This window comes from Shewanella glacialipiscicola (genome assembly GCF_023283485.1).
In the GTDB taxonomy this organism is placed as follows: Bacteria; Pseudomonadota; Gammaproteobacteria; order Enterobacterales; family Shewanellaceae; genus Shewanella; species Shewanella glacialipiscicola.
Window position 1 is genome coordinate 1 of record NZ_JAKILU010000033.1, and the last position, 25080, is coordinate 25080.

The following is a 25080-nucleotide window of genomic DNA, read 5'->3' on the forward strand; positions in this document are numbered from 1 at the left end:
TGGGTCGTTAGCTCAGTCGGTAGAGCAGTTGGCTTTTAACCAATTGGTCGAAGGTTCGAATCCTTCACGACCCACCACTTTACTGAAAGTGCCTACATCAGAGCAATATCCAAGAGTGTCGTTAGCTTAGTCGCTTATTTATAAGGCTAGGGCAGCTGGCTTTTAGCCAATCAATCGAATAGTTCTAATCCTTCCTAGTAAACCACTTATTACTCTGCCAAATTATTATCCTGCAGTGTTACCACATTACTACCCGCTAAAGTACTCTAATCAATTGTCTTTTATGTATGTTGATTCATATCCGTCACATCGATATTTTTTGAGTTTTACTCTCTGCCATCATCAATCAAAAATAACTGATGTTATGCTCGGTTACGTACCAAAATAAAAACTATGTAACATCCGTAGAGTAAGTCCTTTGCCGTGACTCTATTCCTGCGCGTGACATTTTAATACTCTGTATAGTGTGATAAAAAAAGGAGACCTAGGGTCTCCTTTTTTTTAAGCCGAAAATATACGTAGGGCTTAATCTAACAACTTGTGCTCACGAACGTATTGTTCAAAATCAGTACAGCCACCGATGTGTTTCTCATCGATGAAAATCTGCGGGACTGTCTCAACAGGCTTGCCTACAGTCTTCTCGAGATCTGCTTTAGAAATACCTTCCGCGTGAATATCAATATATCTGAACTTGAAGTCATCACGCTTTTCAACGAGTTGCTCAGATAATTGCACTGCACGAACGCAATAAGGACAGCCTGGACGGCCAAAAATGACAACAAACATAATAACTCCTTAGGATTACTTTAGTCGTTTTATACCATAGGGCTAGGTGAATTGGTAATGTCAGCGGTATTTATTTTCAGTTTGATAACGGCCTTGATAATCAAAATAGCTTTCGAGCAGATCCCAACCTTTTTTATGCTTCTTCAGCAGCAAGAGATTAGGCATACGGAATTTATCCGTATCACTGATTAAATCTACCACCTTAGTGTATTTTTTCGGTTTTAACCCCGGTGTACGGCTATGGGGGAAAATAAATAGCGCATATAGTGCACGCCACTGGGCTGGAGTTTGTAATTTAAAGCGTTGATTAAATTCATTACCGTCGATATCAAGATACTGCACTTTTAGGTTGCCGCCATCGTCAATAAGCGTCATATGCTGGCACCGAAATAAATGATGATGTTGCTGGCTGAGTACTTGGCGCAGGCGTTTATCGGGATCGATGAGCGTTGATTGGCAGTGTTGGCAAATACGCGCCGCAATGTCATTTTCTTCACCGCAATCTGGGCATGATTTCGATCTAAATCGAAAATCGCATTGTTGTTTTTTACCTTGCGGTTCTACTATGCCTTGGCAGCGGCGACCAAAGTGTTCAATGATGTCGCCATCATCGTCCGTTAGTCCCCAAAAAATATTGGCAAAATCACATGCGGGGCAATGAACTTGCACGGGAACCGACTTACTGTTGGGTTTAGCTTGGCCGACTTCAGGGAAATACAAATCATAGCCGTTGGCGGCATAGTCAATAACAAGACAATCTTTTTTACCTTCGGCGATCCGTAAACCACGGCCGATCATTTGTTGAAAAAGGCTCACTGAAGCGGTAGGCCGCAAGATGGCAATCAAATCAACATGGGGCGCGTCGAAGCCTGTAGTTAATACAGCCACGTTGACTAAAAACTTGAGCTCTTGGTCTTTAAAGCGTTCAATCGTTTCGTCACGTTCATCGTCATGCGTTTGTGCCGTAATAATGGCGCTCTGCGTCCCATGAGTTTGGTTTAATAGGTCAAAAATTTCATTAGCGTGGCGCACCGTTGCCGCAAAGATGATGATACCTTTTCTATGCTGGCTGAGCTCAATGAGCTGTTTCACTATCGCTGTGGTTGCGCGGCCGTAATGCCCCAGCAAATCGTTAACTTCAGATTCGACGTATTCGCCATTGTCGTTTGGTTTGAGTTGGCTGAAATCATATTGGGCACTTAAGCCATCAAATAGTCGTGGTGCTGTGAGGTAACCTTGCTTGATAAGCGGTCTTATTGGTAGTTCAAAAATACAATGTTCGAACACTGCATGTTCGGGTGAGCCCATTTTACCATGGTAGTGTTGCTGATATATCCAGCCCGTACCAAGGCGATACGGTGTAGCTGTGAGCCCAAGTAATCTCAGCTGAGGGTTTTTAGCACGTAAATGGGTGAGCACTTGCTGATATTGGCTGGTTTTAGCCAGACTGACTCTGTGGCATTCATCAATAATAACGAGTGAAAAAGGTTGATCAAATTGAGTTAGTGCCCGCGCCGCTGATTGGATACTTGCCACGACGGTTTTACCGTCGGTTTGTTTTTGATTAAGTCCTGCAGCATAAATACTGGCTTCGGCCGTGAGTAAGCCGACTTTTTGTGCATTTTGCGCGACTAACTCTTTCACATGGGTGAGCACTAAGACTCGGCCCTTTGCAATGCGCGCTAATTCAGCGATCACGATGCTTTTGCCTGCGCCTGTGGGCAATACGAGTACGGCCGAAGCCTGGCTTTGCCTAAAATGGGCGATAGCCGCATCAACCGCTTGCTGTTGGTAGTCTCTGAGTTTGATTGACACGCTGATAAAAAATCTATATTGAATAAAAATAAGGTGACAAGCTTAACATAGCGGCCAAAAAAAATGCCCCTGGTTGGAGGGGCAAACTAGAGAAAGGAGCAATCACGCACTCTCTCAACAGGGTTCACTTTTACCTGAGGTTTAAAAAGGGAGTTTCAGGTAACGCTTAGTCTATTGGGTATAGACTAAGCATTGTGGACGTTATTTTTAACTCAGGGATTACTCAGTACGATTCAAGCGTGATTCAATCAAGGTCTCGATCACGGCGGGATCGGCCAAGGTTGACGCATCACCTAAATTAGTCACTTCGTTAGCGGCAATTTTACGCAGGAAACGACGCATGATTTTACCCGAACGAGTTTTAGGTAAGCCTGTTGCCCATTGGATTAAATCTGGGGTTGCTAGCGCACCAATTTCTTTACGTACCCATTGGCGCAGTTCTTGGCGTAGCTCTTCGGTTTCTTCAGTGCCACGAGTTAAGGTGACATAGGCATAAATGCCTTGGCCTTTAATATCATGCGGATAACCCACTACTGCGGCCTCTGCGACAAGCTCATGTGATACCAGCGCACTTTCAACTTCAGCGGTACCTAATCGATGACCCGATACGTTGATCACGTCGTCAACGCGGCCCGTGATCCAGTAATAACCATCTTCATCGCGACGGGCACCGTCGCCAGTAAAGTACATACCACGGAAGGTTTTAAAGTAGGTCAGTACAAAGCGTTCATGATCGCCGTAAATCGTACGCATTTGGCCAGGCCAAGAGTCGAGTAATACTAAGTTACCTTCGTTCTCACCGTTTAAAATATTACCCATATTATCGACTAAGGCAGGTTGCACGCCAAAGAAAGGGCGAGTGGCTGAGCCTGGTTTAGTGTCAGTAGCGCCTGGCAGTGGAGCAATTAAAATGCCACCCGTTTCAGTTTGCCACCAAGTATCGACGATAGGACAATGTTCATGTCCAATCACCTCATGGTACCAACGCCACGCTTCTGGATTTATTGGCTCACCGACCGACCCCATAATTCTCAAGCTGCTGCCATCGAACTTATCGAAGTGTTGTTTGCCTTCTGCCATCAATGCACGGATTAAGGTTGGCGCGGTATAAAGGATATTGACCTTATGGCGGTCAATCATTTCACCTAAACGGGCAGGGCTAGGATGATTAGGCACACCCTCATGAATAAGCACTGTCGCGCCATTAGCGAGTGGACCGTAGACCATGTAGGAGTGACCGGTGATCCAACCCACATCGGCGGTACACCAATACACTTCACCGGCTTTATAGTCAAACACATATTCATGGGTCATTGACGCATAAACCATGTAGCCGCCAGTGGTGTGTAATACGCCTTTGGGATTACCGGTTGAACCTGAGGTATACAGTAAGAATAATGGCGCTTCCGCGTCCATTTCTTCGGGTTGACAGTGCTCAGATGCGGTTTCCATCAGTGCATGCCACCAAATATCACGGCCTTCTTGCCAGTCAACCTTGCCACCAGTACGTTTAAGTACAATGACTTTTTCAATCGTGGTCACATCAGGATTTTTTAACGCATCATCGACGTTGCGTTTTAATGGGATGGCTCGGCCACCACGCATGCCTTCATCGGAGGTGATAATCACTTTGGATTTACCGTCAATCACGCGGGTGGCAATTGAATCGGGTGAAAAACCACCAAATACCACAGAGTGGACAGCGCCAATGCGGGCACAGGCGAGCATGGCGACTGCAGCTTCTGGCACCATGGGCATGTAAATAGTCACTATGTCACCGCGGCATACACCTTGGCTACGCAGTGCATTCGCAAATTTACAGACATCAGCATGTAATTCGCCATAGGTGATTTTGCGTTGCTCTCTGGCATTATCGCCTTCCCAAATAATCGCTACGCGATCACTATGCTCAGCTAAGTGACGATCTAAACAGTTAGCTGACGCATTGAGGGTGCCATCGTAAAACCAGTTGATCGACAGATTATGATCATCGAAAGAGGTTTTTTTAATCTTAGTATAGGGCTTAATCCAATCGATACGCTTGCCGTGCTCTCTCCAGAACCCCTCTGGATTAACAATCGACTCTTGATACATTGTTTTATATTTATCGTTGTTTACAAGTGCATTGGCTGCGATATCGCCGGAGACTTTGTAGAGAGACTGCGAGCTCATAGGGCTTCCCTTTTGAAAAATTGCGTGCACTGAGTATGGTATGTAAGGAGGCGGCAACTCCATTAGACCTTGGTCTATTTTTAAATTCTCCTTTACATTTATACTGTTGCATAACAAATCAGGCTAGATTTTAGACAGGTTTTATCGCACAATAATCAGAAAAAAAGAGCAGAGTATGAATTTAACCTTAGTCGTTGCTGTTATTGCCGTCTGTTATGTTTCGCTTTTATTCCTATTGGCGTGGGGAGCGGAGCGATGGTTTAGCCAAGTCACCAAAAAGCTACAGGTCGCTATCTATGGGCTGAGCTTAGCGGTTTACTGCTCTTCGTGGAGTTTTTTGGGCACGGTAGGCCAGTCAGCAAATGATTTTTGGTCTTTTTTACCCATTTTTGTCGGGCCTATTCTGATATTTACCTTAGGTTTTGGCATGTTGCGTAAAATCGTATTAGTGTCAAAGGCACAAAATATCACCTCAGTTGCCGACTTTATTGCCGCCCGTTACGGTAAGTCGCAAACCTTAGCCGCTCTCGTTACGCTCATCGCCTTGTTTGGCATCATGCCGTATATCGCCCTGCAGCTAAAGGCCATGGTATTTAGTCTTAATCTCTTTCAGCCCGTGGACGACCCGCTTGATGGCGTAACCATTCCATTACTTATTACTGCACTATTAGCCATATTTGCCATTTTATTTGGTACCCGCAAACTCGATGCCACTGAGCATAATCCGGGGATGATGTTCGCGATTGCCTTTGAATCTCTGGTTAAACTGGCGGCATTTTTGTTAGTCGGTATTGTCATCAGTTTTGGTTTTTTTGATGGTTTTGGTGACATCTGGCAACAAGCGAGTGCTCAATCCTTGATCCACAACCCCAATCCGCGCATCGAAGCTTTAATGCCTGAGTTATTAGTCGGAATGGCGGCTTTTTTATGTATGCCAAGACAGTTCCACGTGATGGTGGTGGAATGTGCCGATGAGTCAGTGTTATCTAAAGGCCGCTGGTTATTTCCATTATATTTAGCATTATTTGGCCTATTTGTTGGACCGCTTGCCCTAGCAGGAAAAATTATCCTCGGGGATTCAGTGTCCGCCGATACCTATGTGATCAATCTGCCGCTGGCTTTGGATCAGCCTTTATTGGCGGTAATTGCACTGCTGGGTACGCTTTCAGCCGCCACGGGTATGGTGATTGTTGCGGTCGTCACCATCAGTGTGATGGTGAGTAACGAATGGTTAGTGCCAGTGATGTTACGTACGGGTCATATCCGCGAGAAAAACTTTAGCCAGTTTTCGCAGTTGTTATTAAATGCTCGCCGCTTTGCCATCGTGATTATTTTGAGTTTGGGCTATGGCAGTTATCTGGCATTAGCAGACAGTGATTCATTATCGCATTTAGGCATGTTGTCCTTTGGTGCTTTTGCCCAACTAGCGCCCGCTTTAGTCGGCGGGCTTTACTGGAAACACGGCAACCGTGCTGGAGTATTTTTAGGGCTAGGTGTCGGTTTTAGCTTGTGGTTTTATATCATGCTGCAGGGCATGACGGATGTGCAAAGTTCAGCAGCCTTAGTGTCTGGTGTGGTAAATGAAATTGGCCTATTGGATGCCATTACGCCCAATGTGCGTGATGCATTAACGGCACTTTCAGCCAATATCGGCTGTTATATTTTAGGCTCTATTTGGTTTAGGGCAGGCGTCGCGGAACGTATTCAGGCCAGTGCCTTTGTGAGCCCTGGTAAGTTAAAAAGCAGTGCCAATAAGAAAAATGGACCTATTTCGCAGCAGGATTTATTGATTTTAGCCAGTCGTTTTGTCAGCCCAACCCGCGCCTATGAAAGCTTTAGCCGTTTTTCAATTGATGCGGTAAAAAGTGATAGCTGGCATAAAGCGGCGCCATCTGAGCTCATTTTTCATACCGAGCGTTTGTTAGCAGGGGTGCTTGGCGCTTCAAGTGCGGCGTTGGTGATGGACTCAGTGCTACAAGGGCGCGATTTAGCACTCGATGAAGTGTTTAGTTTGGTGGATGAGGCATCATCAAAAATTATGCTTAGCCAAGATATGCTACGCGGCGCCATTGAGCACGCCTATGAAGGTATGAGTGTTATTGATAACGAGCTTAATCTAGTGGCGTGGAATTACAAATATGTCGAGCTGTATCAATATCCTGAAGGTTTTTTGCAGCAGGGCATGCCGATTAGCGAGGTGATCCGTTTTAATGCCGCGCGAGGTTATTGTGGTGAAGGGGAAATTGAGCAACAAGTCGAACAACGAGTGCAGCATATGCGTAATGGCACGGGGCATACCTCTGAGCGTTATCGCAAAGATGGAAAAGTGATTAAAATTCAGGGGAATCCTATGCCATCGGGTGGCTTTGTGATGACCTTTACCGACATTACCCAATATCGAAAGCAGGAAAGAGCCTTGCTCGAGGCTAATGAGACCTTAGAGAGTCGGGTTAAAGAACGAACCTACGAATTAGCTATGTTAAACAGTGAGTTATTAGAAGCTAAAGCGCAGGAAGAAATTGCGAATGCCTCTAAGAGTCGCTTTTTGGCCGCCGTTGGGCATGATTTAATGCAGCCGCTTAATGCTGCGCGGCTGTTTACTGCTTCGTTATCCCAATATCCTCATTTAGATCGAGAGGCTCGTACTACGTTATCCCACGTAGATAGCTCATTAAAAATCGCGGGTGAATTACTCACTGACTTGCTCGATATTTCTAAACTTGATTCGGGTATGGTGGATGTTAATCGTCGTGACTTTGCTATTTCTGAGCTTATCAATGGCTTATCCATTGAATTTGAGGCAATGGCAGCAGATAGTCAAATCCGTTTTAAAATGATCCCATGCAGCGCAACCGTCAATTCAGATCCCTCTTTATTGCGCCGTATTCTGCAAAACTTTTTAACTAATGCGTACCGTTATGCTCGGGGGGGGAGAGTGTTATTTGGTTGTCGTCATCGTGGTGATTATCTTGAAATTCAAGTGTTAGACACGGGCTGCGGTATCGATGAAAAAGAAACGCAAGAAATTTTTAAGGAGTTTAAAAGATTAAATAACCCTAAAAGCAACAATATTAGCGGATTAGGTTTAGGTCTGGCGATCGCCGACCGCATTAGCAAAGTTCTCGAACACAGTATTCAAGTCTCGTCACAATTAGGACGGGGTTCAGTGTTTTCTATTTGTGTGCCACTTGGAGAAACCGTGAGCCAACCACAAGTGAAGGCTTTGCCATCATTATTACAGCCGTTATCGGGCATCAAGGTATTGTGTATCGATAACGAAGAAGCGATTTTAGCTGGCTTAGAAAGCTTATTAAGTCGTTGGCAATGTGAGGTTATTTGTGCCAAAGATTTATCCGATGCACGCATTAAGTTAGGGCTTAAGGGCGTTGCGCCCGATATTGTGCTCGCAGATTACCACTTAGATGATGGCCAAAATGGCGTTGATGCGATGGACGGTATCCGCGCACTTTATGGCAAAGATTTACCCGGTATTTTGATTACTGCAAATACCGGCAAAGAGCTGGTGGAAGATGTGCAACGCCGCGGTTATCACTATATGGCAAAAATGATAAAACCTGCGGCGCTGCGGGCGTTGATTTCTAGCCTAGTGAAATAAGCTTAGTAAAATGAACCCATTAAAAATGCGTCTAGTTAAATGAGTTCAGTTAAATAAAGGTATCAGCCACCACTAACCGTGGCTGATAAGTTGTGGCGCTGAATGTGTTGATGATGCGCTAATGCCTGCTGCGATAAGTTTCATCGCACCGGTGAGTTGGCTTAGCTGCGCTGAGCTAATCACGTAGGGCGGCATAATGTAAATAAGGTTAGCAAAGGGGCGAACCCACACGCCTAAATCAACAAATTGTTGCTGTAACTCTGCGGTATTGACGGGCTCATACATCTCTAACACGCCGACCGCACCGAGTACTCGCACGTCTTTAACGCTGGGTAAATCAATCGCATCCTTAAGTTCTAGGCGCATTTGCTGCTCGATAGCCGCCACTTGCGCTTGCCATTGATTGCGATTAATTAAATCTAAGCTCGCGCACGCAGCAGCGCAGGCCAGCGGATTTCCCATAAATGTCGGACCATGCATAAACACACCCGCTGGGGATTGGCTTATGCCTTGGGCGACGTTGTCGGTACATAAAGTAGCAGCTAGGCTGATGTAACCCCCAGTCAAGGCTTTACCTAAACATAAAATATCAGGGGTGATATTAGCGTGTTCATAGGCAAACAGCTTACCCGTGCGGCCAAAACCAGTGGCAATTTCATCTAAGATTAACAACACATTAAATTCATCGCACAGGGCGCGAAGGCCGATTAAATAATCCGCGCTATAAAAACGCATACCGCCCGCGCCTTGCATTATCGGCTCTATGATTACTGCAGCAATGTCGTTGTTATGAGCGCTTAAGATACTGCGCATCGCCGTTAAATCATCGGCTTGCAACGTTTCGCCAAAGGCGGTTTGCGGTGCGGGCACAAAAGATTGCTTAGTGACAGCATCGCCAAACATAGTGTGCATGCCGCCTTCGGGATCGCACACGCTCATGGCGGCAAAGGTATCGCCGTGGTAACCCTTCTTAACCGTAAGAATACGTTGCTTTAACGGGCGTAAACCTTCATGTGCATTTTGCCCCTGCCAATATTGCAACGCCATTTTAATCGCCACTTCGACTGCAATAGAGCCAGAGTCGCATAAAAAAACTTTAGTCAGTGGCTCACAGGTCATTGCGATAAGTTTTTTACATAATTCGATGGCAGGCTCATGGGTAATGCCGCCAAACATCACATGACTTAGCTGATGCAGCTGTTTTTCCATCGCGGTTAATATTTCAGGGTGTGCATAGCCGTGCACACAGGCCCACCATGAACTAGTGCCATCGATGAGTTTGCGGCCATCGACGAGTTCAAGCTCGCAGCCCTTTGCGCTATGTACGCCATATACAGGAAGAGAACGGGTCATTGAGGTGTAAGGATGCCAAATATGGGCGCTATCAAAATCAAAATCGAGTAAATTGCGCATAAATGCTCACTGGGTTGATTGTAAAATAGCCACTAGTAAACCGACTTTACTGGTTGGCGTTGACAGTTTAAGGGCTGAGGTTATCCTAGCCAAGATAAAAGACAGAATAAAAAGGGTATTCAATGTCGCAGTTGCAAGTTCGTCATGATTGGAAGCGGGAAGAAATCGAAGCCTTATTTGCGCTGCCGATGAATGATTTGTTATTTAAAGCCCACAGCATTCACCGTGACGTGTACGATCCTAATGAAGTGCAAATTAGCCGCTTGTTATCGATTAAAACCGGTGCTTGCCCTGAGGATTGCAAATACTGCCCGCAGAGCGCCCGCTATGACACAGGTCTAGAAAAAGAGCGTTTGCTGGCAATGGAAACTGTGCTGACCGAGGCGCGCAGCGCTAAAGCCGCGGGTGCTTCTCGTTTCTGTATGGGCGCGGCTTGGCGTAACCCGAAAGAAAAAGATATGCCGTATCTTAAGCAAATGGTACAAGAAGTCAAAGCCTTAGGTATGGAAACCTGTATGACGCTCGGCATGCTGTCAGAAGACCAGGCTAATGATCTCGCTGGTGCTGGCTTAGATTATTACAATCACAATTTAGATACTTCGCCTGAATATTACGGCGATGTGATCACCACACGTACCTATCAAAATCGGTTGGATACACTGACAAATGTGCGCGCATCTGGCATGAAAGTGTGCTCTGGTGGGATTGTTGGTATGGGTGAAAAGGCCACGGATCGTGCGGGCTTATTGCAACAACTAGCTAATTTACCGCAGCATCCTGATTCAGTGCCGATCAATATGCTGGTCAAAGTGGCGGGCACGCCGTTTGAGAAACTGGACGATCTCGATCCATTAGAATTTGTGCGAACTATCGCTGTAGCGCGTATCTTAATGCCACTTTCGCGCGTGCGTTTATCGGCGGGGCGTGAAAATATGAGTGATGAGCTGCAAGCCATGTGTTTCTTTGCTGGCGCCAACTCGATTTTTTACGGTTGTAAATTGCTAACCACGGCTAATCCAGAAGAAAGTGATGATATGGGGCTATTCCGTCGTTTGGGCCTACGTCCAGAACAGGGGCCTGCGGCAAAACTGGAAGAAGAAACGGCAGTATTGGCTAAAGCGGCAGCATATCAAGATAAGTCATCGGCAGCATTTTATGATGCGGCTGCGTTATAATATTGGTCAATATTTAGATCTGAGGCCACAACCTTATAACGGTTGTGGCTGTTAATCTTATGCCGTTATGCTCATCTATGCGATAACGTTTGAGGCAACTCTATTTGAGACTATCTTTCTTAAGAGCAAATAAATGAGTTCACTGCTCGAAACTAAAATCACCGCCCGTCAGCAGGCCTTACGTGAGCAAGGATTACTGCGGCAACGAAAAGTGCTGAGTATTGAGCGCAGTCTTGATACTAACGCATCCACTTCGAGCCCACGCTTTGTGTTTGAAGGGCGCGCTTATATTAATTTCAGCAGCAATGATTATTTAGGTTTATCCCGCGTGCCAGAGCTTGCTGACGCCTTGTACCTTGGCGCGCAGGCCTACGGCGTAGGCAGCGGCGCCTCGCCATTAGTGATAGGTTACAGTGAGGCGCATTTCGCACTTGAATATGAACTTTGTGCCCTAACTGGGCATGAAGCTGCGTTACTATTTTGCTCAGGTTTTAGTGCTAACACCGCGCTGATGAAAACCTTGTTTGATCAGCAAGATATCGTGATTGCCGATAAGCTCGTTCACGCCTCAATTATTGATGGTTTGCACGACAGTGGCGCGCAGCTGAAACGTTTTTTACATAATTCCCTAGAGAGCGCTGAGCGACTTTTAGTTCGAAATCAAGCATCGGCATTAATCACTGAAAGCGTGTTTAGTATGGACGGCGATTGTGCACCGATTAGTGACTTATCGACGCTTTGTCGTCAACACCATACTTGGTTGATTGTTGATGATGCCCATGGTTTTGCGGTGCTCGATGGTTATAAAAATAGTGATGCAACAGATAAAGCCGCCAAGCTTATCGATGTGCAAGTGGTGACCTTTGGTAAGGCACTAGGTTGCCAAGGCGCAGCGGTTTTGGGGAGTCAGGCGCTGATCGACTTTTTGGTCAGTAATGCCCGTGAATATATTTATTCGACGGCATTATCGCCTGCCAATGCTGCACTGGCGTTAGCTGCTGTTCAGTACAGCACGGCGCATCCTGAATTACAGCAAAAACTGCTTGCAAATATTGCGCTGTTTAAGCGCTTATGCCTTGATGCCAATGTGCCTCTTTTAAACTCAGATACTGCAATCCAGCCATTAATCATTGGTGATGCGCAGCAAACCCTGCAAGTGGCCGAGGAGTTAAAGGCCGCAGGCATTTGGGTTGGGGCGATTCGCCCACCAACAGTACCTGTGGGCTCGGCACGTTTACGTATTACCTTAACCGCGGCGCACAGCGCTGAAGATATCGCTGCTTGTGCTGCGCAATTAGCCCAAGTACTCAGTCGCGTAAATATCCCTCGTGTGAGTGAGCGCCGTGCAAAGGATGAGTACAGATAAATGCGCTTAATAGATTGGGTTAGTTTTTTGAATTTGAATTGTGTTATGAGTGTGAACCAAAATGCCAAGCCTAATAAAAACTAGCGAGCTGAATGTGAGTGTGCCCTGCAATAAAGAGTCTGTTGTAATCAAGCCTCATACAACTGAGGCTAAGATTGCACAACGATTCTCCGCCGCGGCCAATAGTTATCAAGATCATAATAAGTTACAGCGTTTGAGCGCCGCCAGTTTGCTCAGCGGATTATTAGTCAAAGGTAATTTGTTAGATATAGGTGCGGGTCCGGGGACTGATTTTTCAGCATGTTATCCCAACAGCCTTACGGATAAGCCGTCTAGCGCTATATTTGCCGTGGATATTGCCCTTGGCATGTTACATAAGTTAAAGCAGTCCTATCCCGATTATCATGGGGTATGCGCAGATGCGCAGTGTTTACCCTTTAGCAATAACAGTATGGATGTTATTTATTCGAATCTGGCTTTGCAGTGGTGTGCGGATTTTCCTGTTGCAGTGGCTGAAATGGCGCGGGTACTAAGGCCTGGCGGCGAGTGCCATGTGACGCTGGTGGCTGAAGGGAGCCTTCATCAATTAGCCCAATTAGGCTTAAGGATGAATAACTTTTCTACGCTGGAAGCGCTCAAAACAGCATTTAAACTCGATATATGGCAGCACTTAGATGTGCAGCTCATCCCGATGACAGTGTATTTTGATACATTAAAAGCGCTACTCTATTCCATTAAAGGGGTCGGCGCTTCGGTGCAATCAGCCCGTGCATCTACTGCGGTTGCAGACCGAACTCCACGGCTGCGTGGCCGTGAAGATTGGCAACGAATACAGGCCAAAGCCGAGGCGCTACGTTTACCCGAAGGTCTACCGTTAACCTATCAAATAGTACAGATCCGCGCGCGACTTAATACTTAAAAATATGTCGAAATAGCGTTTGAAAGCATAATACTCGTACATGAGTCACACTATTTTCCTTTAATGCGAGTGTTTATAAATCACCGTTTTATAAAGCATTTAGTTGATAGCGATTTAGGCCTATGATGATGGACATATAACGTCGTCAACTGAGCAAAATCAGCCAACAGCGATCGACGAACATAAGGATCTCATATGTTTTTTGTAACAGGTACAGATACTGACAGTGGTAAAACCTTAGTCTCATCAGCATTATTAACCGCAGTGAATCGTTTAGGCCATATTGCTAGCGCAGATTCTGCCGTGGGCATTCTCGCTGCTAACACTATGCTGACCCTCGGCATTAAGCCTATTGCTTCGGGCTGTGCACAAACCTCTGAAGGCTTGCGAAATGCCGATGCTCTGCAGTTGATGACCTCATCAACATTAAAACTTGCGTATCCGCTCGTTAACCCTTTTAGTTTTGAACCCGCGATCGCGCCGCATATTGCCGCGGCTCAAGTGGGCATGCGTTTAACGCCAGAGGCGATTATCGATAGCTTAGATTTTACGGCATTTTCCCAAGCAGATTTTTGCTTGATTGAAGGCGCGGGTGGCTGGCGTTTGCCCTTAGGTGAGGGCAGGTATTTGTCGGAAGTGGTGCAGAAACTTGAGCTGCCGGTCATACTTGTGGTGGGCATGAAACTCGGTTGTTTAAATCACGCCTTACTGACCCAAGAAGCGATACTGGCTGATGGTCTTACCATTGCAGGCTGGGTGGCAAATCGTGTCGATCCTGAAATGAGTATGTTTGACGAAAATCTAGTTAGCCTTAAAGGGATGATGTCAGCGCCTTTTCTTGGCTGCATTCCTTTTCTAACTGAACCGAGTGCAGAAAATGCCGCTGATCATCTCGATGTTTCTCTTTTGCATGATAATGCTCATTAATTAACTTGATAGCGGTTTTATGAGCCACAGTTACGATGGCGATGGCGATTTTGCATTGGATGTTCATGCATTGAGTGTTCAGTTACTGTTTGTTAGTTTCATCGGTTAATCCAGTTCTGCTATTTAGGATTAAACCGCTTAAAAATTATAGATATTACAAAATGCTTCTATTCGCTTGCGCATAGTACCTGCTGTGCGCTGGGCTTTTTATTAGCTGAAAACTAAACACGTAGATAGCTGTTAGTTCAATGTATTATCACAAGTTTAGGTTAAATAGGCGGGAGTGTTATCAATGATTGAGCCGTAGCTCGTGGCGATGCTCATGTTGATAATGATCAGCACATGCGTTACAGCGCTGCTCGGTGGGGTCTTGAGTTAACCGCACGGTTTCGATTTCAGCCTCGCAATCGGAGCAAAGACCATAAAGACCTAAATCGAGCTGACAAAAAGCGGCGTCGAGTTTATTTAATTGACTAAATAGCGGGTGTTCTGCCAATGGGGTTTGAGCCAATTTATCGATAAGCTCAGTTAAGCTCAGGCTAGCATAATGCTTTCCTATGGCTTCGAGGAACGAAGGGATCGCGCCGATTTCTATCCTTAGATTAGCTTCAAGCTCTGACAATTCATGTCTGATATGGGTAATGCTCACGTAAAATAGCCTATATTCATTTAACTCTAGGCGTTCAGTCTAATTGTTCCACTATCAACAACTATGATGAAGATCAAGTATCTGCCACATTTTCATTTTTTCGCGTTTTTAAAATCGCTCATCCTTGTCGCGTCACATCTGCGATAAAAAAGTTCCTTTCATCGCAGATACACACAGAGTGGCCTATTGAGGTTTGATGCTAAACCTTGATGGTTAGTCGTTTAAATTGCGCTGTGCGGTCTCTAATACTGCAACGATTTCTTCTGTCGTTTTAAAGACTCGCAGCTCTCTAAATAAAATATCGGCCGCGGGATATTGACGATTAAGATAGGTAAACCACTGTTTGATTCGAGCAGGATAATAGTCGCTTTTACGACCATTTAACTCCCTTTGGGTGTAGCTGAGCATTAACGCTAAGGTTTGCTCCCACGTATAAGGAGTTGCGCCTGTTTTGATGGTATCGGCTAAATTGGGTAATGAAATCGCCCCGCGGCCGATCATGATACTGTCGCAGCCTGTGACTTCGATGCAACGCTTTGCATCGTCGCGGTTCCAAATTTCACCGTTAGCAATTACTGGAATAGGCAAACGCTTGCGTACTTCTGTAATGTATTCCCAGTAGGCTGGCGGCTTGTAACCGTCGACTTTGCTGCGCGCATGGATGGCAAGTTCAGTTGCCCCTGCTTCATACACGGCTATGGCATTTTCCATAAACAGTGACTTATCTTCATAACCTAAGCGAATTTTTGCGGTCACAGCGTGTTCTTTTGGGACAGCTTGACGCATAGCTTTAACAATATCGTGCACACTTTCTGGATATTGCAGTAATACGGCGCCACCTTTACTGCGGTTAACGATTTTTGCCGGACAGCCAAAGTTGGCATCGACACCGTGTGAGCCGAGCTCAATCGCGCGTAGAGCATTTTCGCCCATGCATTGGGGTTCTTGGCCGAGTAACTGCACTCGCACTGGCGTACCTGAAGGGGTATTACCGTTATTGAGTAACTCAGGACACAGCTTTAAAAAAACTTTATCTGGTAACAGTTGGTCTACCACACGCACAAATTCAGTGACGAGTAAATCGTAGGGATTGATGGTCGATAAGATGTCACGCATCAAAGCGTCTACTACGCCTTCCATAGGAGCCAAAATCACGCGCACTGCAGTAAATCCATATCTATTTGCAAAGGGCGTGCATTCTACCTTATCAGCCCTAAGTTACAAAGTGGCCTAGTTAATGGGGATAAATAGGCGGACTAAACGATAATCTTTACGCCAAAATAATCGCCCTAACAGAATATTTTGGCCATTTCTGTGATTTAGTGATATTTTTTGCAACAGAATTGAAACAAGACAGGTCTTTTGTTGTGAGCCAGCGATTTACTCTGTTGTTGGTTAACATTACTCAATAAACAAGAAGGGATTACGTTATGAATTCAGTTAAAAAAACAGCAGTGGCAGTCGCGTTAGGTTCTGTGGTGATGAGTTCTGCATTTGCTGTCAATGCACAAACAAACCCATTTGGTTTTGAAGCAATGGACACAGGTTATCAAATCGTCGGTTCAGAAGGTAAGTGTGGTGAAGCGAAATGTGGCGCCGATATGAAGAAAGCCGCAGCTGAAAAAGCGAAAGAAGGCAAATGTGGCGAAGCAAAATGCGGTGCCGACATGAAGAAAGCCGCTACTGAAAAAGCGAAAGAAGGCAAATGTGGTGAAGCCAAATGCGGCGCCGACATGAAAAAAACTGCCGAGAAAGTTGATGCTAAAGTCGAGGCCGTTAAAAAAGAAGTGCAATAACGCCTGCAGGTATTATCCCTTTATTATCGGGCTTATGGAGTGTGTTCAGGTCAGCCTATGCTGGCCTGTTTTTTATCTCAGTTGAAAATATTCGCGTTGGTGAAGTGTTATGAATAAGCAGAAAGATGCGGCGCAGATCGGGCTGGGGTTAAGGCGAGAAATGCTTAGTGAGTTTTGTGCACAGGTTCCAGACGCAATTGATTTTTTTGAAGTCGCCCCCGAAAATTGGATGACCTTAGGTGGTAAGTTTGGCCGTCAATTTAGAGCGCTGACCGAGCAACATACTTTTTATTGCCACGGTTTGAGTTTATCTATCGGTAGCCCTGAGCCCCTAGATGTGACGTTTATAAAAAACATCAAAACGTTTATGGACTTACACCAAATCCAAGTCTATTCCGAACATTTAAGTTATTGCTCAGGCCAAGGTCATTTATACGATCTTATGCCTATTCCTTTTACTGACGCTGCGGTGAAACACGTAGCGGCGCGTATCAAGCAAGTGGAAGACATACTTGAGCGGCCACTCATTTTAGAGAATGTGTCTTTTTACGCTGCTCCTGGCGCACAAATGAGTGAGCTTGAATTTGTCAATGCTGTGCTGCAAGAAGCCGATTGCAAACTGCTATTAGATGTTAATAACATCTATGTAAATTCGGTTAATCATCAATATGATGCAGATGCTTTTTTAAAGGCTATGCCAACGGGGCGCATCGCGTATTTGCATATCGCTGGGCACTATAAACAAGCAGAAGATTTACTTATCGATACCCACGGCGCAGCTATTAACGATCCGGTATGGACATTACTGCAACGCTGCTATGCCTTGCATGGAGTAAAGCCGACGTTGCTTGAGCGTGATTTTAATTTACCGACAACCGCAGAACTCATGGTAGAGATAGAGCAAATACGCGCTTATCAAACTGTGGCGCTCAGCCCTAATGTCCAGAATAGTCGTCATGCAGTAAAGAGGATTGCCTAATGGATTTTAAGCAAGTGCAGCAATCCTTTATCGATTATATCCGCGATCCTTCTTTGCCATTGCCCATCGATACCGATGTACGCCACATGCAGGTTTACCGTGAGTTATTTTTTAATAATGTCATGGGCTTTGTATCCAACGGTTTCCCTGTGTTGAAAAGTTTGTACTCGGATGAGGATTGGCAGGCATTAGCGCAGAGATTTTTTAGTCAGCATGATTGCAAATCGCCGATTTTTATTGATATAGCGGGGGAGTTTTTAAATTTCTTACAACTACAATATCAGCCTACGGATAGTGATCCGCTTTTTATGTTGGAATTAGCTCACTACGAATGGCTTGAGTTAGTGGTTGCAGTGGCGCAAAGCCGTGATGATGAGTATCTACTGAGCCTTGAGCAACTTTCGTTGCAGACGTTATACCTGTCGCAGACGGCGAGGGTGGCGCAGTATCATTTTGAAGTACAACATATTCGTCAGGATTATTGCCCACAGCGGCGTCTGGATACTCCAGTATTTTTTTGTCTCTATCAAGATGCTGACGCAGAAGTTTGTTTTTTACAGTTAGCCCCTTTAAGTGCACAGGTAATGGCATTGTTAACCTCACAAAGCAATGTGACACTGATACAGATAATCAATTGGTTAACCAATATTTACCCTCAAATCGAACCTCAGATGATTGAGCAAGGTTGTATACAATTACTCGAGCAATTAGTGAGTAAGGGCATTGTGCTAGGCCGTCGATCATAAAATTAGATCCGCTAGCGAGAAAATGTAATAACCCTACTATTTAAGGGTTTTCATTAATTTGACAAACCGCTACAATATCCACAGTTCTGTGATCTTAATCACCGTATCATTCCTGCGACGTTTATACTTTTATACCCATACTCGAGGAGCTGTAATGAGTAGCGAGCCATTTAAAGACCCATTTAACTTTATGCACTTTGCTGGTTTTATTTTAGTATTGTTGCTACCCACGCTACCTGCGAGTTTGATGTGGTTAAAGCATTTTGGTTTAGTTTAAGCCAGCATTAATGCTAAATTTGTATAGTATTAGCCACTCTTTGAGTGGCTTTATTTTTTAATGGCATTTTTTATATTATGGTTATAAAACGCGGGTTATTTTTACTGTTAGGATTAATTGCATTAGTGCTTGGCTTGCTCGGCATTGTGCTGCCTTTGCTACCCACAGTGCCTTTTATCCTGCTTGCTGCTTTTTGTTTTGCTCGCTCCAGTGAACGTTTGCACTTTTGGTTGATGACACATCCTTGGTTTGCCGATACGTTAACTCAATGGCAGCAACAAGGAGCAATGCGTAAAAGCCTAAAACGTAAAGCGATGTTAGTGAGTATCCTCAGCTTTAGTTTTAGTATTATCATAGTCCCCATTTTATGGGTGAAAAGCTTACTATTTGTCATGGCATTGATTTTACTCTGGTATCTTAAAACCATTCCTGAAATAGAATGATGAGATTGAGCGCCTCGGTCGAGTTTTGTTAAACAATATTTTTAGGGACAGGCTAAGTTATAATGCCCATAGGAGTTTGATCTAAGATCACAAATTGTTAATCCACCTATAACTAGTGCGTCTTGATTGTTGCAACTAAAACTAAAGCGGCATAAACTTTGTCCGACTTTCGACAAAACGTCCACCTAGTGTGGACGTTTTGTTTTATACCGCAACCTCAGGGTTGGTGAATTAATTAAGTAACTTATTAAGTAAATATGATGGCTATGAATACAGAAACCTTATCCTTGATAAAACAAAGCATCAAAACAATTCCTAATTATCCTAAGGAAGGGATTTTATTTCGTGATGTCACCAGTTTGCTCGAAAACCCTGCAGCCTATAAAGCGACCATCGACTTACTGGCTGAACATTATCGCGGCCAAGGTTTTACCAAAATTGTTGGCACAGAAGCCCGTGGTTTCTTATTTGGTGCGCCGCTAGCGTTAGAACTGGCAGTGGGTTTTGTGCCTGTGCGTAAGCCTGGCAAACTACCACGCGCAACTATTAGCCAAAGCTATGAGTTGGAATATGGTCATGATTGCCTAGAAATTCATACAGATGCGATTAATGCCAATGATAAAGTGCTGGTGGTTGACGATTTGCTCGCGACTGGCGGTACTATTGAGGCAACGGTCAAACTCATTCGCCAATTGGGCGGCGAAGTAAAACATGCCGCTTTTGTGATCTCGTTACCTGATTTAGGTGGTGAAGCCCGTTTAACTGCATTAGGACTTGAGTTGGTTAAACTTTGCGAGTTTGAAGGCGAATAAATCTGCAGCTAAAGGCGCCTTAGGATAGTTTGATGGCATGTAAAATCATGACATGTTATCTTTCAACGTTCTTGGGGCGCATGCTCCCGCTTTTGTATCACATACTCTGGGGAGTCCCATGTCATATCAGGTGTTAGCCAGAAAATGGCGCCCTGCCACATTTGATCAAATGGTTGGCCAAAGCCATGTTTTACAAGCTTTGACCAATGCATTAAGCCAGCAGCGCTTACATCATGCTTACCTGTTTACGGGAACGCGTGGGGTCGGTAAAACCAGCTTAGCGCGACTCTTTGCCAAAGGCTTAAATTGCGAACAAGGCGTGACAGCTACTCCCTGTGGCGTTTGCGGCAGCTGCGTGGAAATCGCCCAAGGCCGTTTTGTTGATTTGATCGAAGTCGATGCAGCGTCTCGCACTAAGGTCGATGATACCCGTGAGCTGCTAGACAATGTGCAGTATCGTCCGACTCGTGGTCGTTTTAAGGTTTATCTTATTGATGAAGTGCACATGCTGTCACGCAGCAGCTTTAATGCACTGCTTAAAACCTTAGAAGAACCTCCTGAACACGTTAAATTTCTTTTGGCGACCACCGATCCGCAAAAACTGCCCGTAACTGTGTTATCTCGTTGTTTGCAATTTAATTTAAAAAGCCTGACTCAAACCGAGATTGCTACTCAGCTCAACCATATCTTGACCCAAGAGCAGTTTCCCTTTGAGTTTGAAGCATTAACTTTACTCGCTAAAGCCGCCAATGGCAGTATGCGTGATGCCCTGAGCCTGACTGATCAAACTATCGCCTTTGGTGGCGGTAATGTAATGCTCACTCAAGTGCAAACAATGCTGGGCAGTATTGATGAACAACATGTGGTTGCCTTACTTAAAGCTTTAACCGATGCAGATATTGGCGCGTTAATGCATACCTGTGCCCAAGTGCTTGCGTACGGCGCCGATGCCCAAGAAGTATTGCGTAGTTTACTTGAGCTATTACATCAAATTACCTTGACTCAGTTTGCCCCTGCTTGCGCGCAGCAATCCTTGTACAGTACGCAAATTAGTGCTTTTGCTGAGCAGCTGACGCCAGAGCAAGTACAGCTTTATTATCAAATTTTATTAACGGGTCGTAAAGATTTGCCCCATGCACCTGATCCTAAATCAGGGCTTGAGATGGCGCTATTGCGTGCGGTTGCTTTTGTACCAGAAAAGCCAGTTAAACGTTGGCAGCCTGATGTTGTTGCAGAGGTTATGTTACCCGAAGGACAGACATCAATTACGCCGCAAGCGGTAGCGCAAGATCAACCAACGGCTGAAAAAAAAACAGCGTTAATTGAGCAAGCCGCAGCGAGCCATCAGTCTGAAACTTCGCTTGAAACCCCTTCAGCTGAAAGTCCCCTTGCTGTAACACCTAAGGGCGTTGATGCGGTAGAAAGTGCTCAGGAGATGGTAATCGATGATGCCAATGACGAGCTTGAATCAGCAGAGTTTGACGCGGATGCGGCATTAATCGCCGAGCAGGCGGTTATTTTAAGTCAGGCCCAGAGTCAGGGATTTAATGCTGACAGCGCCAATATTAAGGCAGAGTCTCACACATTATCGTCAGTGCTAAGCGCTTCTGCAGCAATCCATGATTCTTTTGTTCCACTCATAATGCCTGCCACTGCTATTGAGGATAATGGCATTGAGCATTCATCTTCACTAATAGTGGATTATGCTCAAGAATCGGCGCCGCTCGATTCTTATCAAGATGCTTATGCTGGATTCTCATCCGGCTCTTATAATGACGATGATTTTAATCACAGCTTTGAGCCTCAAGCTGAGCATGATGAGGTGCAACACGCAGATAGTATTCAAAACACGGCTAATATTCAAAGCGCAGTGGGCGTGCAAGGTTCAGTTGACCATCAGTTAGCAGCAGTAGCTCAAGAATCTACTTTGGCAGAACTACCAGCCAGCGTACCTTTAGCTGATGATATTCTCTCGGCAGTATTAGCGGCGCGGGATTCACTGTTATCAGATCTTGATGCCCTAAGCGCTAAGGACGGTGATGAAAAAAAGTCGCCACTGGACTCAAAACTAAAGGCACCAAACAGTAAGACGACGATGACTTTGCCTAAGCTTGGGGCTAGTCGTGCGAGTACAACGTTATCTGTTACTCCGGCAATTGATTTGGAAACTGCTTTAACACCTGATTTAGCACTTGGTTTAAATGCCGGTGTGGACCTTGCTCACTCCCTTGATTTTGATGATGATTTTGACTTAGGTCTTGAGCCTATCGCTGTTCACCAAGCGGCACCTTCGATGGCAAGCTCATCTGGATTAGTCGCTGCAGAAGCTGTCAAAGCTGCCGCATCCTATGACCGTCCACCTTGGGAAGCTGCGCCAGCAAATGATAACCTCACAACGACTCAAGTTGATAGCACTCATGTAGACAATGCTGATACGAATAGTACTGATATGAACAGTGCAGATATGAGCGCTATTCAGGCTCATCATGTTCAAGCGTCTTTAGACACTACCCACTCAATCAATGATGCATTAAATAATGTGCCAGTGGGCAGTGTAGGGCAGCCGTTGGGAATAAATCCGAAGTCAGCAATACTTCAAACTCAAGTAAAGCATCAAGGTGAATCGCAAGCTCCAGTCCCTGCGGTAACGCCGACTAACACGGCTGTACTTACTCAAGCGTCCAATGCAATGGAACAGCAGAAGAGGGAAGTCGTGCTCAATACCACCTCGCCTATAAGTGGCCATCCATTAGATTTACATTGGTATAAGCTAATGGCGAGCCTAGATATCGGCGGTAGAGTGCGGCAACTTGCTGTCAATTCAGTTTGCCAAACACAGAGCGATCCTTTGCTACTATTGCTCAAACCGAATCAGAAGCATCTTGCTGCCGATGGCGCCATCGTGCAGCTTGAGCAGGCATTAAGTGCTGTGCTCGGGAACCCAAGACGGGTACAAGTGGTCATAGGAATCGATGCGCAGCGGGAAACGCCCTTAGAGTTACGTAAGCGTTTCCATCAAGAGTTGCTGCAACAGGCACATCAATCACTGCTTCATGATGACAATGTGCAATGGTTAATCCAACGTATGGGCGCCGAACTCGATGCCGATACTTTGGTGTATCCGCCAGAGTTGTTGAATTTGCGCAGTCAGCAAATACAAGCGTTACCTGAGTTAAGTTAACTATTGTTGACGAGCTCTAGGGTAACGTTTTCGTCGTTAATTTGTAGTGCTGTGGTTTAAATTTGAGCTTAATGTGTCTATTTGTAGTCATAGTGCAGAGAAACTCAGCACCGAGATCATAAGTTTATTAACAAGGTAACGGCATTGATTGCCAATCCCATTTATTTAAGTAAGATTAGCCGCGTTAATGCTTGCGACTAACCCTAATAGAAGAGAAAAGATTATGTTTGGAAAAGGCGGTATGGGCAATCTGATGAAACAGGCCCAGATGATGCAAGAAAAAATGGCCAAAGTGCAGGAAGAAATCGCTCGTATGGAAATGGTGGGTGAATCAGGTGCAGGCTTGGTTAAAGTCACCATGACTGGCGCGCACACTGTACGTAAAGTCGAAATCGACCCAAGCCTAATGGAAGACGATAAAGAAATGCTGGAAGATTTGATTGCAGCGGCTTGCAATGATGCTGCCCGTCGAATCGAAGAAAACCAAAAAACTAAAATGGCCGAAGTCACTGGCGGTATGCAATTACCACCAGGCATGAAAATGCCATTTTAATTGAGATAGCCGATGAAATTTAGTCCACTGTTAGATGAGTTAATTCAGTCGCTGCGTTGTTTACCTGGGGTTGGGCCTAAATCGGCGCAACGTATGGCGTTTCAATTGCTCGAGCGTGACCGAAAAGCAGGGCTTAAATTAGCCAGTGCGCTGTCCTGCGCAATGAGTGACGTTGGCCATTGTCAGTCTTGCCGAACCTACACTGAAGAAACCCTCTGTCCAATTTGTGCTAGCCATAAACGCGGAATATCCGCCACTATTTGTGTGGTAGAAACACCGGCCGACGTGTTAGCTATTGAGGCGGGTGGACATTTCACCGGTCGCTACTTTGTGCTTTTAGGTCATTTATCACCCCTCGATGGTGTAGGGCCAGAAGAGTTAGGTCTAGCCTTGCTGGAGCGCCATTTGGCCTCGGGTGATGTGGCTGAACTGATTTTGGCGACGAATCCGACAGTAGAAGGTGAGGCAACAGCGCATTTTATTGCTGATATGGCTAGACGCCACAAGGTTATAATTAGTCGCATTGCTCACGGCGTCCCTGTGGGGGGGGAGCTTGAATATGTGGATAGCACTACGTTAGCACTGTCATTTAATGGACGACTACCTCTCTGATTTTATAATAATGTAATAGATTGATATTATTCATATAAAATTATTAAAGCGGCTAATTCAACATGTAGATTGAATTATTTAATTCAGTGGTAGTGATAATGCTGATCGTCTAAGCCCGCCAAGAGCTGATCTTGAGCGGGTTTTTATTTGCCTGATGTTTCAACATAAACGTAGCGATATTGCTCGAAAGGTTTGGATCTCAATTTAATTTAATGCTGTTGCCTAAAATTGGTTTCATAGTCAATTTGATATCCCAAAAACACCTCTACTTCAATAGGCGACTGCTCTGTTTGCAGATATTAGCTGGTGGAAGGTGAGTGCAATGGGGCTTGTATTGAAGCGTTATGTATATTGCTAATCGCGGTCTTACGGAGTTAAATAATAAAGCGTTGAGCCCGATGATCTAGCATATTGCTCTAGTCTGTATTCCCTGCGGATTTTAGGTGCAAAAAAAACAGCTTATGCTGGTTGATTGACTCTTCTATAAAGAGATTGGTTGCGGGGGCCGGATTTGAACCGACGACCTTCGCTTGTTGTTTATGAAGAGCTGAGCTCGATGAGCTAGCATATTGCTCTAATCTGCATTCCTTGCGGATTTTAGGTACAAAAAAACCAGCTTATGCTGGTTGATTGACTCTTCTATAAAGAGAATTGGTTGCGGGAGCCGGATTTGAACCGACGACCTTCGCCAGTTGTTTATAAAGCGTTGAGCCCGATGAGCTAACATATTGCGCTAGTCTGTATTTTCTGCAGATTTTAGGTACAAAAAAACCAGCTTATGCTGGTTGATTGACTCTTCTATAAAGAGAATTGGTTGCGGGAGCCGGATTTGAACCGACGACC

Annotated in this window: 20 protein-coding genes and 1 tRNA gene; 15 read left to right on the top strand and 6 right to left on the bottom strand. The window is 45.2% G+C overall.

The annotated features are described in order from the left end of the window. Position 1: 1 nt before the first annotated feature. A tRNA-Lys gene (locus L2717_RS16760) sits at positions 2-77 on the top strand. A gap of 448 nt (positions 78-525) precedes the next feature. On the opposite strand, the gene L2717_RS16765 is transcribed toward L2717_RS16760, so the two are convergent. From L2717_RS16765 to acs, 3 genes are all read right to left on the bottom strand, one after another. Then, positions 526-786: a GrxA family glutaredoxin gene (locus L2717_RS16765; RefSeq protein ID WP_220772893.1), complete on the bottom strand. Its 261-nt coding sequence runs from the start codon at positions 784-786 to the stop codon at positions 526-528. A 60-nt stretch (positions 787-846) separates the two neighbouring features. After that, positions 847-2601, bottom strand: a complete 1755-nt coding sequence (gene radD, locus L2717_RS16770; protein ID WP_220772894.1) for a DNA repair helicase RadD — start codon at positions 2599-2601, stop codon at positions 847-849. A 219-nt stretch (positions 2602-2820) separates the two neighbouring features. Further along, complete coding sequence (acs, locus tag L2717_RS16775; protein WP_220772895.1) at positions 2821-4773, bottom strand: acetate--CoA ligase; 1953 nt, start codon at positions 4771-4773, stop codon at positions 2821-2823. A gap of 175 nt (positions 4774-4948) precedes the next feature. On the opposite strand from acs, the gene L2717_RS16780 reads away from it, so the two are divergent. Continuing rightward, positions 4949-8389: a hybrid sensor histidine kinase/response regulator gene (locus tag L2717_RS16780; RefSeq protein WP_220772896.1), complete on the top strand. Its 3441-nt coding sequence runs from the start codon at positions 4949-4951 to the stop codon at positions 8387-8389. A 72-nt stretch (positions 8390-8461) separates the two neighbouring features. Here L2717_RS16780 and bioA read toward each other — a convergent pair whose 3' ends face one another. Continuing rightward, complete coding sequence (gene bioA / locus L2717_RS16785; protein ID WP_220772897.1) at positions 8462-9802, bottom strand: adenosylmethionine--8-amino-7-oxononanoate transaminase; 1341 nt, start codon at positions 9800-9802, stop codon at positions 8462-8464. A 122-nt stretch (positions 9803-9924) separates the two neighbouring features. On the opposite strand from bioA, the gene bioB reads away from it, so the two are divergent. The 4 genes from bioB (at position 9925) to bioD (ending at position 14189) form a co-directional block, all read left to right on the top strand. Continuing rightward, positions 9925-10977 carry a biotin synthase BioB gene (bioB, locus tag L2717_RS16790; protein ID WP_220772898.1) on the top strand — a complete coding sequence of 351 codons (1053 nt, stop codon included), beginning with the start codon at positions 9925-9927 and terminating at the stop codon, positions 10975-10977. 133 nt (positions 10978-11110) lie between these two features. Then, positions 11111-12343: an aminotransferase class I/II-fold pyridoxal phosphate-dependent enzyme gene (locus L2717_RS16795; RefSeq protein WP_220772899.1), complete on the top strand. Its 1233-nt coding sequence runs from the start codon at positions 11111-11113 to the stop codon at positions 12341-12343. A gap of 61 nt (positions 12344-12404) precedes the next feature. Continuing rightward, the gene (locus L2717_RS16800; protein ID WP_220772900.1) at positions 12405-13262 is read left to right on the top strand and encodes a methyltransferase domain-containing protein; all 858 of its coding nucleotides are present in this window, start codon (positions 12405-12407) and stop codon (positions 13260-13262) included. 195 nt (positions 13263-13457) lie between these two features. After that, the gene (gene bioD, locus L2717_RS16805; RefSeq protein WP_220772901.1) at positions 13458-14189 is read left to right on the top strand and encodes a dethiobiotin synthase; all 732 of its coding nucleotides are present in this window, start codon (positions 13458-13460) and stop codon (positions 14187-14189) included. 289 nt (positions 14190-14478) lie between these two features. Here the strand turns inward: bioD and L2717_RS16810 are convergent, their stop codons facing one another. Both L2717_RS16810 and L2717_RS16815 read right to left on the bottom strand, forming a co-directional pair. Beyond that, a complete protein-coding gene (locus L2717_RS16810) occupies positions 14479-14838 on the bottom strand; it encodes a TraR/DksA C4-type zinc finger protein (RefSeq protein ID WP_220772902.1) in 360 nt (119 codons plus the stop codon). Positions 14839-15051: 213 nt separating this feature from the next. Then, complete coding sequence (locus L2717_RS16815; protein WP_220772903.1) at positions 15052-15999, bottom strand: tRNA-dihydrouridine synthase; 948 nt, start codon at positions 15997-15999, stop codon at positions 15052-15054. 269 nt (positions 16000-16268) lie between these two features. On the opposite strand from L2717_RS16815, the gene L2717_RS16820 reads away from it, so the two are divergent. The 9 genes from L2717_RS16820 to recR all read left to right on the top strand — a co-directional run bounded on the left by L2717_RS16820 (position 16269) and on the right by recR (position 24237). Continuing rightward, the gene (locus L2717_RS16820) at positions 16269-16634 is read left to right on the top strand and encodes an HvfA family oxazolone/thioamide-modified RiPP metallophore (protein ID WP_220772904.1); all 366 of its coding nucleotides are present in this window, start codon (positions 16269-16271) and stop codon (positions 16632-16634) included. Between the two features lie 109 nt (positions 16635-16743). Beyond that, positions 16744-17613 (top strand): HvfB family MNIO-type RiPP peptide maturase, encoded by an 870-nt coding sequence (locus tag L2717_RS16825; protein WP_220772905.1) that lies wholly within the window; start codon positions 16744-16746, stop codon positions 17611-17613. Continuing rightward, the gene (locus tag L2717_RS16830) at positions 17613-18359 is read left to right on the top strand and encodes an HvfC family RiPP maturation protein (protein ID WP_220772906.1); all 747 of its coding nucleotides are present in this window, start codon (positions 17613-17615) and stop codon (positions 18357-18359) included. Before L2717_RS16825 ends, L2717_RS16830 begins: the two co-directional genes overlap by 1 nt. Before the next feature lie 154 nt (positions 18360-18513). Further along, positions 18514-18636, top strand: a complete 123-nt coding sequence (locus L2717_RS18170) for a hypothetical protein (protein WP_107882555.1) — start codon at positions 18514-18516, stop codon at positions 18634-18636. A 77-nt stretch (positions 18637-18713) separates the two neighbouring features. After that, entirely contained in the window at positions 18714-19079 is a 366-nt protein-coding gene (locus L2717_RS16835; protein ID WP_220772907.1) for a YbaN family protein, read from the top strand. Positions 19080-19339: 260 nt separating this feature from the next. Further along, positions 19340-19891, top strand: a complete 552-nt coding sequence (gene apt, locus L2717_RS16840; protein WP_115407058.1) for an adenine phosphoribosyltransferase — start codon at positions 19340-19342, stop codon at positions 19889-19891. 118 nt (positions 19892-20009) lie between these two features. Beyond that, the gene (gene dnaX, locus L2717_RS16845; RefSeq protein ID WP_220772908.1) at positions 20010-23072 is read left to right on the top strand and encodes a DNA polymerase III subunit gamma/tau; all 3063 of its coding nucleotides are present in this window, start codon (positions 20010-20012) and stop codon (positions 23070-23072) included. Between the two features lie 223 nt (positions 23073-23295). Continuing rightward, entirely contained in the window at positions 23296-23625 is a 330-nt protein-coding gene (locus L2717_RS16850) for a YbaB/EbfC family nucleoid-associated protein (RefSeq protein ID WP_006082082.1), read from the top strand. 12 nt (positions 23626-23637) lie between these two features. Continuing rightward, complete coding sequence (gene recR, locus L2717_RS16855; protein WP_220772909.1) at positions 23638-24237, top strand: recombination mediator RecR; 600 nt, start codon at positions 23638-23640, stop codon at positions 24235-24237. The last annotated feature ends 843 nt before the right edge of the window (positions 24238-25080 follow it).